Annotated in this window: 10 protein-coding genes and 7 pseudogenes; 15 read left to right on the top strand and 2 right to left on the bottom strand. The window is 59.8% G+C overall.

Annotated features, from left to right (window positions below):
- The first annotated feature begins 10 nt into the window (after positions 1–10).
- The 11 genes and pseudogenes from tnpB (at position 11) to ACE10Z_RS35800 (ending at position 11,421) form a co-directional block, all read left to right on the top strand.
- Positions 11–331, top strand: coding sequence for an IS66 family insertion sequence element accessory protein TnpB (gene tnpB / locus ACE10Z_RS35850; RefSeq protein WP_375784824.1), 321 nt, complete (start codon positions 11–13; stop codon positions 329–331).
- 74 nt (positions 332–405) lie between these two features.
- Positions 406–2,006, top strand: a pseudogene (locus tag ACE10Z_RS35845) (IS66 family transposase).
- A 301-nt stretch (positions 2,007–2,307) separates the two neighbouring features.
- A pseudogene (locus ACE10Z_RS35840) lies at positions 2,308–2,835 on the top strand (DUF2397 family protein).
- A 742-nt stretch (positions 2,836–3,577) separates the two neighbouring features.
- Positions 3,578–3,745, top strand: a pseudogene (locus ACE10Z_RS35835) (helix-turn-helix domain-containing protein); the annotation flags it as partial.
- A gap of 168 nt (positions 3,746–3,913) precedes the next feature.
- A pseudogene (locus tag ACE10Z_RS35830) lies at positions 3,914–5,112 on the top strand (IS256 family transposase).
- 67 nt (positions 5,113–5,179) lie between these two features.
- Positions 5,180–5,937, top strand: a pseudogene (locus ACE10Z_RS35825) (IS630 family transposase); the annotation flags it as partial.
- A gap of 93 nt (positions 5,938–6,030) precedes the next feature.
- Positions 6,031–6,486 (top strand): SbcC/MukB-like Walker B domain-containing protein, encoded by a 456-nt coding sequence (locus ACE10Z_RS35820; protein WP_375784933.1) that lies wholly within the window; start codon positions 6,031–6,033, stop codon positions 6,484–6,486.
- Positions 6,483–7,358: pseudogene (locus tag ACE10Z_RS35815) on the top strand (TIGR02679 family protein); the annotation flags it as partial. The gene ACE10Z_RS35820 and the pseudogene ACE10Z_RS35815, both read left to right, overlap by 4 nt.
- A gap of 38 nt (positions 7,359–7,396) precedes the next feature.
- Positions 7,397–7,654, top strand: coding sequence for a DUF2399 domain-containing protein (locus ACE10Z_RS35810; protein WP_375790003.1), 258 nt, complete (start codon positions 7,397–7,399; stop codon positions 7,652–7,654).
- Positions 7,655–8,841: 1,187 nt separating this feature from the next.
- Positions 8,842–9,753 carry a TauD/TfdA dioxygenase family protein gene (locus ACE10Z_RS35805; protein ID WP_375784932.1) on the top strand — a complete coding sequence of 304 codons (912 nt, stop codon included), beginning with the start codon at positions 8,842–8,844 and terminating at the stop codon, positions 9,751–9,753.
- Positions 9,754–10,407: 654 nt separating this feature from the next.
- A complete protein-coding gene (locus ACE10Z_RS35800) occupies positions 10,408–11,421 on the top strand; it encodes an NAD(P)/FAD-dependent oxidoreductase (RefSeq protein WP_375784931.1) in 1,014 nt (337 codons plus the stop codon).
- Between the two features lie 366 nt (positions 11,422–11,787).
- On the opposite strand, the gene ACE10Z_RS35795 is transcribed toward ACE10Z_RS35800, so the two are convergent.
- Positions 11,788–12,906: an IS630 family transposase gene (locus tag ACE10Z_RS35795; RefSeq protein WP_375784930.1), complete on the bottom strand. Its 1,119-nt coding sequence runs from the start codon at positions 12,904–12,906 to the stop codon at positions 11,788–11,790.
- A 43-nt stretch (positions 12,907–12,949) separates the two neighbouring features.
- On the opposite strand from ACE10Z_RS35795, the gene ACE10Z_RS35790 reads away from it, so the two are divergent.
- Entirely contained in the window at positions 12,950–13,207 is a 258-nt protein-coding gene (locus ACE10Z_RS35790) for a LexA family protein (RefSeq protein WP_375784929.1), read from the top strand.
- 1,683 nt (positions 13,208–14,890) lie between these two features.
- Here the strand turns inward: ACE10Z_RS35790 and ACE10Z_RS35785 are convergent.
- Positions 14,891–15,142 carry a helix-turn-helix domain-containing protein gene (locus tag ACE10Z_RS35785; protein WP_375784928.1) on the bottom strand — a complete coding sequence of 84 codons (252 nt, stop codon included), beginning with the start codon at positions 15,140–15,142 and terminating at the stop codon, positions 14,891–14,893.
- 221 nt (positions 15,143–15,363) lie between these two features.
- Here ACE10Z_RS35785 and ACE10Z_RS35780 point away from each other — a divergent pair, with 221 nt between their 5' ends.
- The 3 genes and pseudogenes from ACE10Z_RS35780 (at position 15,364) to ACE10Z_RS35770 (ending at position 16,566) form a co-directional block, all read left to right on the top strand.
- A complete protein-coding gene (locus ACE10Z_RS35780; protein WP_375790002.1) occupies positions 15,364–15,642 on the top strand; it encodes a DNA -binding domain-containing protein in 279 nt (92 codons plus the stop codon).
- A gap of 152 nt (positions 15,643–15,794) precedes the next feature.
- Positions 15,795–15,920, top strand: a pseudogene (locus tag ACE10Z_RS35775) (transcriptional regulator domain-containing protein); the annotation flags it as partial.
- A gap of 124 nt (positions 15,921–16,044) precedes the next feature.
- A complete protein-coding gene (locus tag ACE10Z_RS35770; protein WP_375784927.1) occupies positions 16,045–16,566 on the top strand; it encodes a DUF2285 domain-containing protein in 522 nt (173 codons plus the stop codon).
- Positions 16,567–17,352: the final 786 nt, after the last annotated feature.

The raw sequence follows: 17,352 nt of genomic DNA, 5'->3' as shown, positions 1-17,352 counted from the left end.
CTCCGCATAATTGCGGTTATGTGGTGCACCACATAACCGCAAGGGTATCGATGGCCTTGTTGCGCTTGTGCGCGATGCGGGCTCAGATCCGTTCGACGGTGCACTTTATGTCTTCCGGGCCAAAAGAGCCGACAGAATAAAGATCGTATGGTGGGATGGCTCCGGCGTGTGCCTCTATTTAAAACGTCTTGAAAAGGCGAAGTTCTGCTGGCCGCGGATCGGGCATCATCGGGTGCAGATGAATCCCGCGCAGTTGATGGCACTGGTGGATGGAATGGACTGGAAGCGGGTCCGGACCGTGGCGGTCAAGCCGCCGGAGATTGTTGGGTAAAAGCGCTGCGGCGAAGTGAATCAGTGAGCTGAAAAGGCAAGAGAACCGGGGCAAAATGTGCTCTGGTCGGGCCAATGACGCCGCCCGATCTCAACCTCCCGAATGACGTAGAGACGCAGAGACGCTGAGAGCCATGGTGCATGCCATGGCCGAGAGGGCGGCCCGCGCCGATGCTCTGGAGAGCGAAGTCGCCGATCTCAGGGCGCGCAACGCCGATGCCGATGCGCGCATCGAGCGGCTGACGCAGATCCTGAAGGCCTTCGACCGCGTCCGGTTCGGCCGACGATCGGAAAAGCTCGGCTCTGCGAACGGTGACGATGAACAGCAGACCTTTGTCTTCGAGGAAATCGAGACCGGCATCGCTGCGATCAAGGCCCAGGTCAGCAAGGGCCGTGAGCAGGCGGACGGCAAGCGTGCACCGCGTCGGCGCAAGGGCTTTGCGCCCCATCTGGAACGGATCGAAACGGTCATTGAGCCGGAAGAGCTGGCTGAGCATGCCGGCAAGCAGAAGGTGCTGATCGGCGAGGACGTGTCGGAGCGTCTGGATGTGGTGCCGGCCAAGTTCCGTGTGATCGTTACGCGCCGTCCCAAGTACGCCTTCAAGAACGAGGACGGCGTGATCCAGGCGCCGGCCCCGGTCCATATCATTGAAGGAGGCATTCCGACGGAAGCGCTTCTGGCCCAGATCGCCGTCGCCAAATATGCCGATGGCCAGCCGCTCTACCGGCAGGAGGCTATCTACGCCCGCGACAAGGTCGAACTCGACCGCCAGCTGATGGCGCAATGGATGGGCAAGCTCGGCTTCGAGCTGGAGATCGTGGCCGACTACATCTTCAGCGAGGTCAAGAAGGCCGAACGGGTCTTTGCCGACGAAACCACCTTGCCGACGCTCGCTCCCGGCTCCGGATCGACGAAGACGGCCTACTTATGGGCCTATGCCAGGGATGACCGAACCTTTGGCCGTAGCGGTCCCCCGATGGTGGCTTATCGCTTCGAAGACAGCCGCTCCGGCGAATGCGCGGCCCGCCATCTCAATGGTTATCGGGGCATCCTGCAAGTGGATGGCTATGCCGCCTATAACAAGTTGGCGCGATCCGATCGCGGCAATGATGGCGTCGCATTGGCTGGCTGCTGGTCACACAGCAGACGCAAGTTCTACGAGCTGCATGTTGCAGGGAGCTCGGAAGTGGCAACGGCGACGGTCGAGCGGATGGCAAGGCTCTGGCAGGTCGAAAAAACCGTGCGCGGTCAAAACCCCGACGTTCGCGTTGCCGCGCGCCAGCAAGCCTCCGCGGCGGTCGTCGCTGATCTCTTCGACCTCTGGCAGCAGACTTTGCGGCGGATCTCCGGCAAATCAAAACTGGCTGAGGCGATCCGCTATGCCGTCTCGCGCCGTGCCATCTTCGAACGCTTCCTCACCGACGGCCGCATTGAGCTCGACTCCAACATTGTCGAACGCGCCATCAGGCCGCAAACAATTACGAGAAAGAATAGCCTCTTCGCGGGCAGCGACGGCGGCGGACGAACCTGGGCAACCATCGCAACGCTGCTGCAGACAGCGAAAATGAACAACGTCGATCCATTCGCTTGGCTCAACCTAACACTTCAGCGTATCGCCAACGGCTGGCCGAGCAGCGAAATCAACGCGCTCATGCCATGGAACCACGCCGCCTGACGGCCTCAGCTTGCCGTTTACACTTTTCGGGGTATGGGATGCGATGTTGGACGCTCTGAACCAAGCCAGGCGGTTACCACGCAGCGTCCAAATGATCGATGCCACGATTGTCCGAGAGCACCATCAGGCCGATCCACAGCCTCGGGTTGCTAAACCGGTTCCAAAACAAGTAGCCTCTCCGAAAAAATCGGGGAACGGGAGGGCTTATGCTGAGGCGGCTTGCGATTGTTCACTAATTGTTCTATCGCTAGCCTAGTGCGGGCCTTCCCGCGACTAGTCTTCCCGATCCTGGGACGATCCCATGCGAATTGATGCGCGCGAGCTCTTTCGGTACGTGAGTGCCGAGAAATCCGACCTTTACCGTGACATCATGGGGGCGTTCGCCGCGGCCAAGCGTCAGTTCCGTCTCCACGTAAGGCCAGATGAGGTTCTTGCCGAAGCGCAGTGAGGAGGCTCGCCGCCGAAGACAGAAGATCTGCAAGCTGCTCTCGCGCAACTGAGCGAGTGGGGCAACCTGCAGTCGCGGCCCGATACGGCGCGTGTTGCGAGCATCAGCGATTTCTATCGTGCGCGCTTTCTTTATCGCCTTTCTGAGGGTGGAGAAGCGTCGCGCACGCGGCCGAGCGAGCCCGGCAGGCCAGCGAAGCGAAGGGCTCGAAACGCTGCGAGGATTGGTCGGCGCGAAGGTCGCGGAATTGCAGGAGAAGCTTGCTGCAGCGCGGACCGCAGTCAGGATTGGCGAAGCCAACCTAGAAACAAAGGAAACGGCCGCACGTATCGGCGGCGAGCAGCGCGCGCGTGCCGAACAGAAGGTGACCTCCGCGGATGAGGCCTTGCAGGAGCGGACGGTCGCACGGCAGCAGGCCATAGCTCGGCTTCAGGGTTTCGCGACGACGGATCTGCTTTCCGTTGCGCTCCCCGAGATGGAGCTTCCCGATCTGCGTACAACATGGACCATCGAGCCCGCGCTAACGCTTGCGCGCCGCGCCGAACAGTCACTTTCAGATGTCGTCTCCGACGATGAAGCTTGGAAGCGAATCCAGGCCCAGCTTTCACAAGACTATACCGATCTCGGCCGTGCTCTGAGCGCCCTGGGTCATCAAGCCCAGATGGATCAGACTGCCGATTACGGTTTGGTCGTCACAGTTACCTATCAGAATCGCGCGGAGCGGCCCGACGGTTTGACCGAACGGCTCGAGGCGGAAATTGCTCAGCGCCGCGAATTGCTGACGGCGCGTGAACGCGAAGTCTTGGAGAATCATCTTCAGGCGGAAATTGCAGCAGCCATTCAAAGATTGCTGCAGGACGCCAATCGGAAGGTCGAAGCCATCAACGCCGAATTGTACAAGCGGCCAACTTCGACGGGTGTTCGCTTTCGTCTGGATTGGCAGCCACTTCCCGAGGGCGTCGGCGGCGCGCCAGTCGGGCTCGCAGCCGCGCGCAAACGCCTGCTCAACGCCAACGCGGATCTTTGGAGCCTAGAGCAGTTCACGAATTTACTGAATCTAGAGGGATTCCGGTTCAGCGGCGAATATGATTCAAGATGCTGGCTGGATTGGAGGCCAGCATCGATGGTCAGACCCCTTTCCAATGACCTGCGGAAGCGGGTAGTCGCGGCGGTATCGAAGGGTGAGAGTTGCCGCTCAGCGGCCTTGCGTTTCGGCGTCGCCGTGTCCTCGGTGGTGAAGTGGTCGCAGCGTTATCGGGCGACCGGCTCTGTCAAGCCGGACAGGATGGGCCGACAGCAAGTCGGTCGTGTCCCCAGTGATGGTGTAGCTCGGTAGAGCAAAGCCGCCCGCACGCGCGCCCACAAATAGCGCCGTAGCGGGCGGCGGCTTTGCGGTGGTCACCGGCGATTCGCCGGTAGGATCGGGTTGCGACACGCCAACGCAACCGAGGACCCACCGATGACCGACGATATGATGAACCTGCGCACGCTCGTGGAGAAGACCCCCGATGCCGATCTGTTGCGCGAGATGATCGGCTTTGCCGCCCAGCGCCTGATGGAACTGGAAGTCGAAGGCCAGACCGGGGCAGCCTACGGCGAGAAGAGCCCCGAGCGTCTGGCGCAGCGCAACGGCTACCGCGACCGGATCTGGGAGACCCGCGCCGGCGCAGTCGAACTGCGCATCCCCAAGCTGCGCAAGGGCTCCTACTTCCCGGGCTTCCTGGAGCCGCGCCGGATGGCCGAGAAGGCGCTCACCGCCGTGGTGCAGGAAGCCTACGTGCAGGGCGTCTCGACCCGCTCGGTGGACGATCTGGTGCAGGCGATGGGGATGAGCGGCATCTCCAAGAGCCAGGTGAGCCGGCTGTGTGGCGAGATCGACGCCAAGGTGAAGGCCTTTCTCGCCCGTCCGATCGAGGGCGACTGGCCGTATCTGTGGATCGACGCCACCTACGTGAAGGTGCGCCAGAATGGTCGCATCGTCTCGGTCGCGGTGATTGTCGCGGTCGGCGTCAACAGTGACGGCCGACGCGAGGTTCTTGGGATGGATATCGGTCCCTCCGAAGCCGAGACGTTCTGGACGGCGTTCCTGCGCAAGCTCGCCCGCCGCGGCCTGCGCGGTGTCAAGCTGGTCGTGTCCGACGCCCACGAGGGCATCAAGGCCACCGTGGCCAAGGTGCTCAACGCCAGTTGGCAGCGCTGCCGCGTCCACTTCATGCGCAACGCGCTGGCACATGCCGGCAAGAGCGGGCGGCGCGTCGTCTCCGCCTTCATCGCCACCGCGTTTGCCCAGGAAATGCCGAGGCCGCAACAGCGCAGTGGCGGAGGGTCGCCGACCAACTCCGCCCCAAATTGCCCAAGCTTGCCGGCTTCCTCGACGAGGCCGAGACCGACGTGCTCGCCTACATGACGTTCCCGCCGCAGCATCGCGCCAAGCTGCATTCGACCAACCCGATCGAGCGCCTCAACGGCGAGATCAAGCGGCGGACCGAGGTGGTCGGCATCTTCCCCAACGAGGACGCCATCGTTCGCCTCATCGGCGCGATCCTGCTCGAGCAGAACGATGAATGGGCCGTCCAGCGCGCCCGCTACATGACGCTGGAAACCATCGCGCCGTTGAGCGATGATCCAACCGTCAGCCTTCCGGCTATCGCCAGCTGACCTGCCCGGCTCTTGCCGGTGAATGCGGTGCCCTACCGCCAGTTACACCACGTCCGGGGACACGATCCGCAAGTCTGTGCTGGATCCGCATGGCGACTTTCATCAAGGAGCGGGTCAGGCACAGCCCGCATTTGACGCTGCACGCGCTGAAGGATGAGTTGGCGGCGCGCGGGGTCGCTGTGTCGCATAATGCGGTGTGGCTGTTCATGCGCCGCGAGGGGCTGCGGTTCAAAAAAAACGCTGTTCGCTCTTGAACAAGGCCGCTTTGATGTGGCCCGCCGACGGCGACGCTGGCGATCGTGGCAGGCTGGTCCCTTCATCGACGAGACCTGGATTAGGACCAACATGGCTCCGCTGCGCGGATGGGCACCGAAAGGAACTCGCCTTCGCGGCTTCGCACCACATGGCCACTGGCGCACGATGACCTTCCTCGGCGCGCTGCGTTACGACCGCCTCGCGGCTCCCTGCCTGTTCGACGGGCCGATCAACGGAGAATGCTTCCGCGCCTATATCGAGCAGATCCTGCTGCCATCGCTGAAGCCTGGCGACGTCGTCATCATGGACAATCTCGGCAGCCACAAGTCGGCCGCGCTCCGCTGCATCCTCGAGGCCGCCGGAGCAAGGCTTTGGTATCTGCCACCTTACTCGCCTGACCTCAATCCGATCGAGCAGACCTTCGCCAAGATCAAGCACTGGATGCGCGCCGCCCAAAAACGCACCATCGACGAGATCAGCCGCCACCTTGGCGAACTCATCCAAACTATCCAGCCAGACGAATGCAAAAACCACTTCGCCAACGCAGGATACGCTTCAATAAAAACGTGAAACGCTCTAGAGGATCGCAGCGTCGTCGGCGCGATGCTGCAGGAACGAATAAACATTGAGCGAGCGAACGCCGATGCTTCAACGACAGGAAGCTTGCTCGACCAATTGACTCGAGCTCTTGACTATCGTCGTTGGCATAGATTTACGGTTCAACGTTGGCAAGACAAACAATGGGTTAAATTGTCGGGGCCGGCTTCGAGCGGCGAGCGTGCGCTGGGGCTCACCGTACCTCTATTCGCGGCGGTCGCGAGCTTCTACAGCCAGAGCGGTACTCCGCACTCGCCGCGTCTGGTGTTATTGGACGAAGTGTTCGCCGGCATAGACGATGCTGCGCGGGCCCATTGTATGCCTCTGATTCGCGAGTTCGATCTCGACTTCGTCGTAACCAGCGAGCGCGAATGGGGATGTTATGCTGAACTGCCGGGCGTGTCCATCTGCCATCTTCAGCGGCTTGAAAATATCGACGCGATACACGTCTCTCGCTGGACGTGGGATGGCCGCGCCAAGCAACGAGAGAGCGATCCCAACCGACGGTTCGCTGATGCATGATGCAAGATGATGGTCGTCTGCAGCGTCTGCTCGGGGGAGAGGCGCTCTCATCGCTCAGAAAGCGCCTTCGGCAGCGTTTCGAGCGCGGTCCGGCAGATGGCAAGCTGGAACGCCTTCGTCTTGCTCAGCTTGATGTCGATGAGCACGCTGCGCTCGCAGGGCTCATGGGCCGCAGCGTGCGTTTCTCAAGTTCGATGCAAATTGATGTTCCATTGATCGATGCGGCATTGAGCCGAGCCGGCATAGCCACATCGCTCCGAGAAGCGCTTGAGCTCATCGACGGCCCTATTGTTCATGCCGACACAGCTCGCGCCGAACTGCACGCGCAATGGTCGAAGGCCATTTCCATCGCCTGCCACGCAGAACTCTTGGCGTTTCTTCAGGCGCCCTCCTCCGGGCTCGGCCTTTTGAAGCGTTTGTCGAATGGCAGTCCGGATATCGCCAGCCAATTGTGTTGCCGCGCGAGTATTGTTCTCAATGCTCTGCCCGCTGGTGGAATGACCCGAGCTCAGTTGGCTGCGACCATTCTGGGAGACGCGCATGTGCTCGACAATGGGCCGCCTGTGGCCGCGCTGGTTCTGGCCGTGTGGCGAGAGAAGACGGCGTCAAAGCGACCTGATGAAGACGCACCCGGTATCGAGAACGACATCGGCGACGAGCGGATTCGCGACGTTTGGGCCAAGGCTGGCGTGCTGGTCAACGAGTTGGCGCGGCCAGCTTTGTTCCTGAATCTCGACATAAGGGGCCGCTCGACACTGTCGGTCGCCTCGGGTCAGCCAACCTACGCCTCACTTCGCTTCCTGCTGCGGTCCAATCCTTCTTGGGACGTGAACGGACGGGACGTCTATGTCTGCGAGAACGCAAAGCTGCTTGCCGCTGCGGCTGACCGGGTGGAACTAACTGTGCTGCGATGGTGTGCACCGATGGCATGCCGGCGGCCGCGCAACGCGTTATCCTGCGGCAACTGGCAGATGCTGGTGCTCTGTTGCGTTATCATGGAGACTTCGATTGGGCGGGTGTGCGCATTGGCAACTATGTCATGCGCGAATGCGGAGCCCAACCGTGGCGCTTTGATGCCGCCAACTACGTCGCCGCGGTTGCGCAGGCGCCCCTCCAGGACTTGCATTGGCGGGTCCCGAAGGCAGAGCATTATGGGATGAAGCTCTGACCGTGGCGATGCAGGAACACCAGCTATCGATCGCCGAAGAGAGTCTGACTGAGTTTTGCAGGATCTGGCGTAACGCACTCCCGGTACAATGGTGGTTTTTTCGTATCTTGCCGCGCGCGTCAATAGGCGCGCCGTCCCCATGCCGGTCCCACTTGAGCTTACTACGGGCGCCTCCGCTGGAAGGAAGCGGTTGATCTTCGGCGACGGATGCTCAGCGTGGAGACGCAGATTTCGGTCAGCGTCATTTCCGACGATTGTCGACCTCCGGAGGAATAGCTTTTGAAGCATGAGGTTTGCCGTCTGATTCAGTCCAATCGAACCGCATCGCGCCACCCAGCGCTCTTGCCGCTGCCACTCTTGTAGCCGACGACACCTCTCTTGATCTGCCTTCTCACGCTGGACGGTGACGTTCCTCGGTTGGGATGCTTTAGATTTGGCAAAGCGGGTCATAGAGCCGACAGTTTGACTGCAGTGGGGGCTAGATGGGCGCAGATGTCGCATCGATTCCTCGCTCCTGAGCAGTACGATCGCTGATCCATATGTGACGGTCGGATGAATAAGAACGCGTCCCAACAATCGATATCCCGAACAAAACCTTGTTACTTGCGTAAAGATATACTCGTGAGCATATTGCTATCTATGATAGTGTCTCCAATGGCCCCCAGCGAAGCACCCTTACCGTTGCTCCGACGAGCCAAGATCACGTGTTAATCCATTTCGTCCGTTTGTCGCCTCGATCGTGCCTATTGCCGATCGCGTAAGGTTTTCGACCAAACCAATATCTCAAAAATATTTCACGGCCGGGCTTGCCGACAAAGCGAACGTTGTTCGCGGCCGAAAAGAAAGCTGGTTCCGTTTCATGGACTGGACATCGATTGCGCTTATGATTTGCGATGTGAGAGCGAGGCGTACCTGCTGCTGCAGGTCGATTCCGGTGGCGTTGTCCGCGAGTTTCTTCGTCCGATCGGGGCTGATGCCAGAGAAGGTTCAGGTCGCGCTGGAGAAGATCACGTGATGATCGTGGTCGTAGCCGAGTATCCGATTTGGCTTTTTGCGTTGGCCACCGGAGCACGTCGCGGCCGGGTACGGGCCGTCCCCGACACCCAAATAAGGTCGTTGGCCGCTGTCAGTCTCGCGACCATGCGCCGCGGAGCTTTGTTTAGCATCACGATAGTGAGATCACGATCATGAGCAACACGACCATTAATAGCAACATCCCGCAAGCTGACATCGTCAAGCGTGCGGCGCGGCTTGGTGTAGAGATCAAGAACATCAGGCTATCGGACGAATTGTCCGACGAGGTCGTTCGAGCCGTTAGCCGGCTGCTCCTCGAGCATAAGGTGATCTTCTTCCGTGATCAGGGGCATCTTGATGGTGCCGAGCAGCAGCGCTTTGCCATGAGACTAGGCTCGCTGATGCTGTGTCCCGCACTTCGTGCGACGGGGATACCATCGACCCCGGAAATGACGTCAGATCGTGGCAGCAGTTGTGCCGACCAGATGCACATGGACGTCAGCTTCGGCGACGCCTATCCAAAAATCTCGGTGCTGCGCGGGGGCGCGATGCCACCTTATGGCGGTGACACGGTTTGGTCGAGCACTGCGGCTGCGTATCTTGACCTTCCGGAACCGCTGCGGATGCTTGCCGACGACCTCTGGGCGGTGCACTGCAGCGCCCATGACTACACCATGGCCGGGCGCACCAGCGAGATCGAAAAAACGAACTTCGACGATGTTTTCACCAGAACAATCTGCGAAAGTGCATATCCGCTCGTCCGCGTCCATCCCGAGACGGGTGAGCGCATGCTTATGCTCGGACATTTGGTGCACCACTTCGTGGGCCTGCAGAAATATACCAGCGAGAGGCTGTACAACCTGCTTCAATCCTACCTCACGGCATCGGAAAATACCGTGTGCTGGAGCTGGAAATCCGGCGACGTTGCAATCTGGGACAATCGCGCGGCCGAGCAACATACCGTAGATCAATATCGCGTGTTGAGTCGCCTCGCCGTGGACAACGATGTGCCGCTCAGGATCGTTGGTCATCGTAGCCCAGCGCAGACCAAGAAGTCAAAGCCGCGGGCGCCCAGGGCTGCGTAATTGGGGTCCACCGATCAGGTCTACTACGATAGATGCCGCATCCGAGATTTGCGTCGCCGAGCCTCGGTGAGAGCGCAGGTGGCATGATGTCGATTGGTTGGCGCGTGACGTTGGGTCTTTCGCTCTCGACATTTGCGACCTTATCGCTCGAGAGGTCTCTGAAATCCACGATCGAGGCTTGGCCGAGCAGGTGACGTTTTCCGCGTTCGCCGGAGATCGCAGCTATCCCGAACCGTTGAAGGAACGAGCAGCAGCCCCATCAGCGGACCACAGATATTCGGATCGCTGCTACCTGGCATCGACGTCATCGTAAGGATATCAGTTCCCTCGCGCTGAACGCCACGATCGAAATCGCCCGCGCCAGCGATCTTGGCGGGAGGTTTCGCGGCTGCTGGAGCGGGTACGGTCTCTCCTCGCAGCCACGCCTGAACGGCCACCTCTAGCGTCTGCCGCGAATCGAGCGTGTGCGGCGCAATCGTCGCAAGCGAGTGGGGCACCAATGAGCCGAGTCTGGAAGCCGCAAAGATATTCGGAGCTATCTACCGCGTCGCAACAATGCCGGCATGTGGGTGATGCCCGACGTCCTCACGACAACGCTAGGGCCGGGATTTTTGGCGAGCGCCTGATCGAGCTGCTCGGTCACGGGCCGCAAAGGTGTTCGATCTGATCGAGAAACACGGCATTGAATGCGAGCCAGTGCTCGCCGGCACGCTGCATTGCGCGGTCGGACGCGGAGGATTGGAAGAGATCGAGGCTCGGGCCGAACAGTGGCAGCGTCGTGGTGCTCCCGTCACGGTCCTCGATGCCGAGGAAACCCGTCGAAAGCTTGGCGGTGGCGACTACTCCGGCGCGCTGCTGGACAGGCGCGCCGGCACGATTCAGCCCTTGTCGTATCTGCGTGGTTTGGCACAGGCCGCGCTCGCTGCAGGTGTGAGGATATTCACCCAGAGCGCTGTTCTCACTGCGAGCGACGGCGGTTCGCGCTGGAAGGTCGATTCCACAAACGGGTCGGTGTGGGCAGACTGGGTCATTGTCACCACTGATGCCTATGCGCGAGGACCGTGGTCGCGGGTCCGACAAGAGCAGATCCACCTGCCTTACTTCAATTTCGCGACTCACCCGCTTTCAGATAGCCACAGAGCGTCGATCCTGCCCGAACGGCAGGAAGCCTGGGATACGAAGCAGGTGCTCAGTTCATTTCGCTTTGACCGCGCAGGTCGGCTCGTGTTTGGGAGTATCGGTGCTCTCGAGGGGACCGGTGCGGCGGTACACAGGGCCTGGGCAATCCGGTCCCTGCGCAAGTTGTTTCCGCAACTCGCAAGAGTTGGGTTCGAGGCCGGGTGGTTCGGTTTGACCCGGTATGACCTCGGACAATTTGCCGCGCTTTCACAAGCTGGATCGCAATTTCTTTGCTTCAGTGGATATAATGGTAGGTCTTTGGCGGCGTTTTCGCATCTTATGTGCTTGGCCACGTTGCAGAAGAAGACTTTCCGCTTCCAATCATTGCAGTTGAGGAGCCGCTTTCGGTGCCGCGTGGGAGGCCCTCTATCGCATCGGCTTTCAAGTCGTTCATTTGACCGAGGCCCGGCTCCGTTAGAGCAGATCACCGGCCTCAGCAGCATCGTGATGACGTCATATCGCAAGGCGGCGTGCCCACGCGCGGCCTGATCGATCTTCCAAGCGTCGCCGAAGCTCGTGACGACGCGTATCGCTTGGAACGGGGCAGAATTGCGTCCGCGTGCATCGCTAATCGGATCCGCCGCTTAGCTAATCGTCCGTAGGGAACCCATCTGAGCGCGGCCGGGGCGGCGAACAATCGATCGAAGGGGTGAGGATCAGGCGCAGCAGATGCCTCAGGCCTAAGCTTGTGATCTAAAATCCGCAAGCGGCGCCAAAAACCGACTCTCGCTCAACGGCTCCGGCTCGTTTTCAACGACGACTTCTTCATGTCAGTTTTCATCGGGATCTGATAGTCGATACGCGGGAATTCGCAACAGCTGCTCTCACCAATCTGCTAGTACCTCGTCACAGTGATTATGACTCTTTGGAAGTGGCGGGATAGGCGCCTACCATTTTGGCGCGAGCCTTGTCTGTTGTGAACATCCATTTGATGCGGGAGCGGGCGGCATTTCGTTGTCGTTCCCAGGCGGTGATTTCGCGGCGCAGTCGCTTGGGGTCGTCGATCCTGCGATCCAGGCACTGGCCCCGCAGGACGCCGATTTCGATCTCGACCATGTTGAGCCAGCTTGCATGTTTTGGGGTGTAGTGGAACTCGAGCCGTCGCAAAATCCGCCTGGCTTCGGCGGGCGGGAACGCCTGATAGAGGGCGCCGGCGGAGTGGGTCGATAAATTGTCGTGGACGACCCGGATGATCTCGGCGTCGGGATAATGGATGTCGATGAGATCACGCATGCATTGGGCGTAATCTCTTGCCGCTCGCCGCTCGGTGACCTTGACCTTGCGCCAGGGACGATGCACGTCGAGGAGAACGAAGAGATTGACCGTGCCATTCCGACGATACTCATAATCGTAACGTTCGAGCCTGCCGGGCTTGGCCGGGATGGGCTGACGCGTTTCGCCGATGAGTTGCACCGGGCTTTCGTCGAAGCACACCACTGGCTGCCTGGAGTCGGGCGCCTCATAGAGGTCGAGCACATCCTCCATGCGGGCGACGTATTCGCCGTCGACCTGCGGAATGCACCACATGTCCTTACGCCACGGCTTCAGATCGTTCTCGGCCAGGCGCCGCCGAACCGTCTCGTGCGACAGGCTCTTGTGTTCGGTGAGCTTGACCATCTCACCTGCCAGCAGCTTTAGCGTCCAGCGGGCATGGCCCTTTGGCGGACTGGCGCAGGCTGTCGCCACCAGCAAGGCTTCTTTCTTGCCCGTGAGTTTGCGTTCCGTCCCGGGACGCGGCTCTTCGCTCAGCGCCCGCTCCAGATTGCCTTCCACGAAGCGTCGCTTGGTCTGGTACACGGTCGAGCCGCTCACGCCGACGCCCCTTGCGATCTCCTCGTCGCTGGTCTCGGCATCGGCGGCCAGCAAAATCTGCGCTCGCTTGAGCTTCCGGGACGCATGCTTGCCGCCGCTGAGCAGCGTCCTCAGTTCGGTGCGCTCGATTTGGCTGAGGTCGACCCGATAGCGTACATTCATGGCGTGCCTCCTCGTTCGAGGAACGCACGAACAACTGAATCGGATGGCCGGCGTGAGTCCTTCGACCAAACCCTTCACGCCCACGCAGGGGCAGTATCTGGCTTTTATCCACCTCTATACCCGGCTGCATCGCAGGCCCCCGGCCGAAACCGACATGCAGGAATATTTCCGCGTCAGCCTGCCTTCGGTTCACCAGATGGTGCTGACGCTGGAACGCGCCGGCCTCATCAGACGGCAGCCAAGGACGCCTCGCAGCATCGAGGTCCTGATTGATCCGAAACTCCGGCCCGAGCTAATCTGACCGCCGGACCCAACCTGTCAAAATCACTGTGCAGAGCCGCTAGCCCGTCACGCCCACTTTGCATACCTTCCGGATTGTTGGGCCGATACATCAACCGTGTTGGGATTGCCTTATCCTCTCCATGGGCAGTCGTGGCGTCGGCCCACTGCCTCGGATCATGTGACACCATGTAGTAGGTAGCGAAGTGACCCATCTTGGCGACGATTTTGCCGTGTTTGCGGGGGATGTTGCCTTTCTCACGTTGGGTGATCAGCTGCATCTTGCACCGTTTGGCGATTAGCGGCATCGGGACAAGCATCCATCCCGTTGCCTTGCGCAGCTCTGCTTGGGTGACGCCCTCTGCCCGTGAGGCGAGAGCTGATCAGGTTGAGCTTGGTATGAGGGTGCTTTGCCTTTGTTGCCAACCATGGGATTGGGCGTCAATGAACGGGCTGCAAATTCAGTTGATCTATCTCTTTGGAATGCCCGACAAGAACGCCTTTCAGTCGCACGCAGCGTGACTCAAATGTGTTGTAAAGCTTAGGCCTCGTCGCAGCAGTTCGCAGGTGTTTTGAGACGGTGCACATCGCGTACATTTCGACATGGTGCTTGCGTCGTCAGCTCGCATGATATTCATCGCTAGCACGTTCGGTGTGTCGCGCCATCCGCGAAATCTGGTAGGGTCAGTTAAACAATCAAACTGAGGTGGTAAGGTGATCTTCGAGGTTGAAGAGACGTCTGCCTCGTAGAGTAAGGAGTCTCAACTTGTTGTGCGGTCGCTCGGGTTTGAGTCGGACTCCTTCCAAATTCGTTTCCAGATTTCGAATGCTCGCGCAATGAGCCCGTCACGTTTAAGTGATCTAGCCGTTGACTTGCGATACTGCGCGCCCACGACAATTGTTTTGAATGCTATGATTCACGTTGTAGCGGAAGATACTCGGCGCGCTTCAGTGCAGAATTCAAGTGGGCACGGCTACCTTCGAGACCCGCAATTGACTTGCTCAGGCATTTCCAGGCCGCAACTCAATGCTCACCTCTTTCAGAGCAGTCGATCCGCTGGAAGTCCGCCTGGCAAGACCGAGGGGCTTTGCGTCGATGTAAAGAGCCAAATCCAAATCCAAGCCCTCGAAACGAACCCAACCCCACGCCCCCTATGGGGGCCGCCACATCGGGGGCGTCGCGCACGACCACGACCACCAGCTTGATGGCACGACCATCCATTTGTCGGCCTGAACGTGCTCGACAGCGAAATCATCGCTCAATGCAAACCCTGCGATCGCCATCAGGAGTTCCTCGCGTTTTTACGTCACATCGAAGCTAATGTGCCGGCCCAACCCGACATCCATCTCGTCGTTGGCAACTGCGCCACCCACTACGCTCTTGATCAAGTCTGGGAAGACCTTGGGGCGACGCCGCAGCACCTTTGCCGCAAGTTGATCCTTGCGGCTGCGCCCCCACCCACTTTGTCGGTATTCGCCTCGCCGGCGCGTCCGCAATGCTGGTGCTCGTCGCCTTCGAGATGGTCGTCGCGAAGCCGGTCTCGGCTATCTCATGGGCAACGGCGAGTACAGCTTCCTGATCCCGCAGATGTACTTCGGCATCCCCGGCATAACGGTCAAGCCCACCTAATCTGCTCGGGGGCCCTTTTTGAGCCGACCGCAAGTGCGGGCGCCCCAAACCGGAAGGTTCGAATCTGGCGCGGCTCTATGATTTTGGCTTTGGGGCTCTGGGGCGCCTGGAAAATTCTTCATCAGGCAGGATGAGGGCGACGTGGCTGACGCCTAACGTGTTTGCGAGTTCGAACAACGTCACCACGGTCGGATTGCGCCGGCCGTTCTCCAGGCCGCTGATATACTGTTGAGTAAAGCCAGAGGCCTCGGCGAATTTCTCCTGCGTGAAGCCGTTCAGCTTCCGCAGCCTTGAGAAATTCCGGCCTACTAACTTGCGCATGTCCATCTGCGCAAGTTGCGTCTTTACATCCTATGAGGTTTATCTCCTATAGTATGTATTTCTCAAGCTGAAGACGAGTTGGGATGTGGGACGCTGCTTTCGAGGCGCACGTCCGTGACAAGGTCATTCTGCGAGGTTTATGCTAGGCTTGCAGCATTACGGCGCTCGCGGGGCCCTGCTTGCAGAAAATGAGTAATGTTGAGCAGCAAAGTTGGATGGTAGGAACCATGCAGACGCCGCCACTCGATCCTGACGTCGCCGATTCGGCTCCGGATGATCCAGTGCTTACGAGTTACGATGAGCAGCATCTAGCGACCTATTGGCGTCTTCTTGATGCCGCGGCCGAGGGGGCCGACTGGAAGGAAGTAGCTCGCATCGTGTTGCGTATCGATCCAGATCATGAACCGGCGCGCGCCCGCAATGCATTTGATACTCACTTGGCACGAGCAAATTGGATGGCCGACTATGGTTACCGCCATTTGTTACGCGGCGGAGCCTCCAAATAGCAAACCTTTGTCATCTGAGATCCGAGATCGAGAATAGGTTTTTTATTCCAAAGTGATCGTTCCTACGCATCACGCGATGCGACATTAGTGACTTGCCTCACAACCCATGGCTTCATAGACATTGCATCGCAATTTAATTTGGGATCAGTTGCATGTCGGAGTTCGACTGGCGCTCACCGGAACCATATCAGCGCGCGATCAAATCAGGGGAGAGGGTGGATTTTGCTTGGGAATCGCTCAGGCGGAGTCTCAAATACCGGCTTGCTTATCAGGAGGTTCGCGCGAAAGGCGGGGACGTGAGCGCCGAATTCCGAAGGAGGTGGGGGATCTGCTTTCGCTCATGCCCCCGAGCGGTCCTTCTTCGAGCAAACTATCTTCTGGGCACCCGAGGCTTTGCCGAGCGTGGTGCCAATCGTGCGGAGCGGGTCTGCCTCGCAGGTCATCGGCGCGCCGCTACTGCTCGCCGACCTTGCGTCAGGCAGTATCAAACGGGCTTCGGATGGTTGGCATGCCGTACTGCGCATTCAGGGAGTGCAACATCACCTTTGGCTAAAACAGGCGCCGCAGTTCGGAGCCTTATATTCCGCCGAACTGCCGTACGATGCGGATTACGAAATTCGCGGTTATGCCTCACATCGGCTGTGGCGCGCCATTAACGGTCGCGCCGTGGGGCCTCCGTATCATCGGCTTTCGGCGCAGCAGCGGGAAAGACTGGCGTTGGCGCTGCGAACGCTGGACGGGCACATGGATGGCGCATCTTATCGCGTCATCGCGGAAGTGTTGTTTGGCAGAGAACGCATCCCTCTACGTGGTTGGAAGACGCACGACCTTCGTAGCCGAACGATCCGCCTGGTGCAGGCCGGCCGTGTGCTGGTGTGCGGCGGCTATCGCGCATTGCTGCGCCCATCATCTCGCAAGCGGTAGGGAAGGGGGCCGAAGATCATCCCCGCATGTTCGGCATGCTCTAAGCGCGACTACCCCGCCGTCGTGACCGGCGGCGCAGGCCCCCACGCGACCGCGCTCCGGACGGTGACGCACGAACGCCCGATGCGGTGCGCCATCTCGGCCCGTCCGGGCACACACTCAAGAGGCACCGCACCTATCGCACGGGCCCGACCTACCACAAGCTGGGCGACGACTGCGTCGTCTATGTGCTCCGGGATCTCAAAGCGTGGATTGACCGCGGAGCCAAGTCGACGAGCGATTCAACCATTCGGTATACAGGCAAGGAGCTGCGCTGACCCATGTCGGACACCGACTCCTCCTCGCATAGAAAAGGCTACGCAGAGCGCGACCAGCTCGATCTGTTCCGTGCCCTTCCCGGCGGCCTGATGTCCCGGGACGGCCAATGATGGCGCTCCCGTTCTTTCGTTGGCAAAGTCAAAAGACCTGGTACCGATCAACTTCCGCGTTGAAACCATCACAATGCGCTCGAAGCCGGTCTCCGCTGATCGGCACGTACGATAGCCAAATCGCATTTGACCAGCCGGGCATACTCCTGGTCTGGACGCGACTTATCATGCCGAATGGCCGTTCGATCATTCTCGTCCTCTGTATGGCTCACGCACCCGATCGCGATCGGCGATCACGTCACATCGGAAATCCCAGACCGATAGGCAACGTAGGCTGAATGTTGAGATTACGGCGGACCACCTGCTGGCCTGTTTGACCGATTGGATCCCCTGCGCTATGGCATAGCGCAGTGATGTG

Origin of the sequence: Bradyrhizobium sp. Pha-3, assembly GCF_042258615.1 — a bacterium.
GTDB lineage: Bacteria > Pseudomonadota > Alphaproteobacteria > Rhizobiales > Xanthobacteraceae > Bradyrhizobium.
Note: the sequence above shows the minus strand (reverse complement) of the source record. Positions and strands in the feature narration are given on the sequence as shown.

Excerpts from the sequence above, each read along its gene's own strand:
- ACE10Z_RS35810 (WP_375790003.1), top strand. The coding sequence starts at position 7,397 with ATGGTGTGCACCGATGGCATGCCGGCGGCCGCGCAACGCGTTATCCTG.
- ACE10Z_RS35805 (WP_375784932.1), top strand. The coding sequence starts at position 8,842 with ATGAGCAACACGACCATTAATAGCAACATCCCGCAAGCTGACATCGTC.
- ACE10Z_RS35795 (WP_375784930.1), bottom strand. The coding sequence starts at position 12,906 with ATGAATGTACGCTATCGGGTCGACCTCAGCCAAATCGAGCGCACCGAA.
- ACE10Z_RS35790 (WP_375784929.1), top strand. The coding sequence starts at position 12,950 with ATGGCCGGCGTGAGTCCTTCGACCAAACCCTTCACGCCCACGCAGGGG.
- ACE10Z_RS35785 (WP_375784928.1), bottom strand. The coding sequence starts at position 15,142 with ATGGACATGCGCAAGTTAGTAGGCCGGAATTTCTCAAGGCTGCGGAAG.
- ACE10Z_RS35780 (WP_375790002.1), top strand. The coding sequence starts at position 15,364 with ATGCAGACGCCGCCACTCGATCCTGACGTCGCCGATTCGGCTCCGGAT.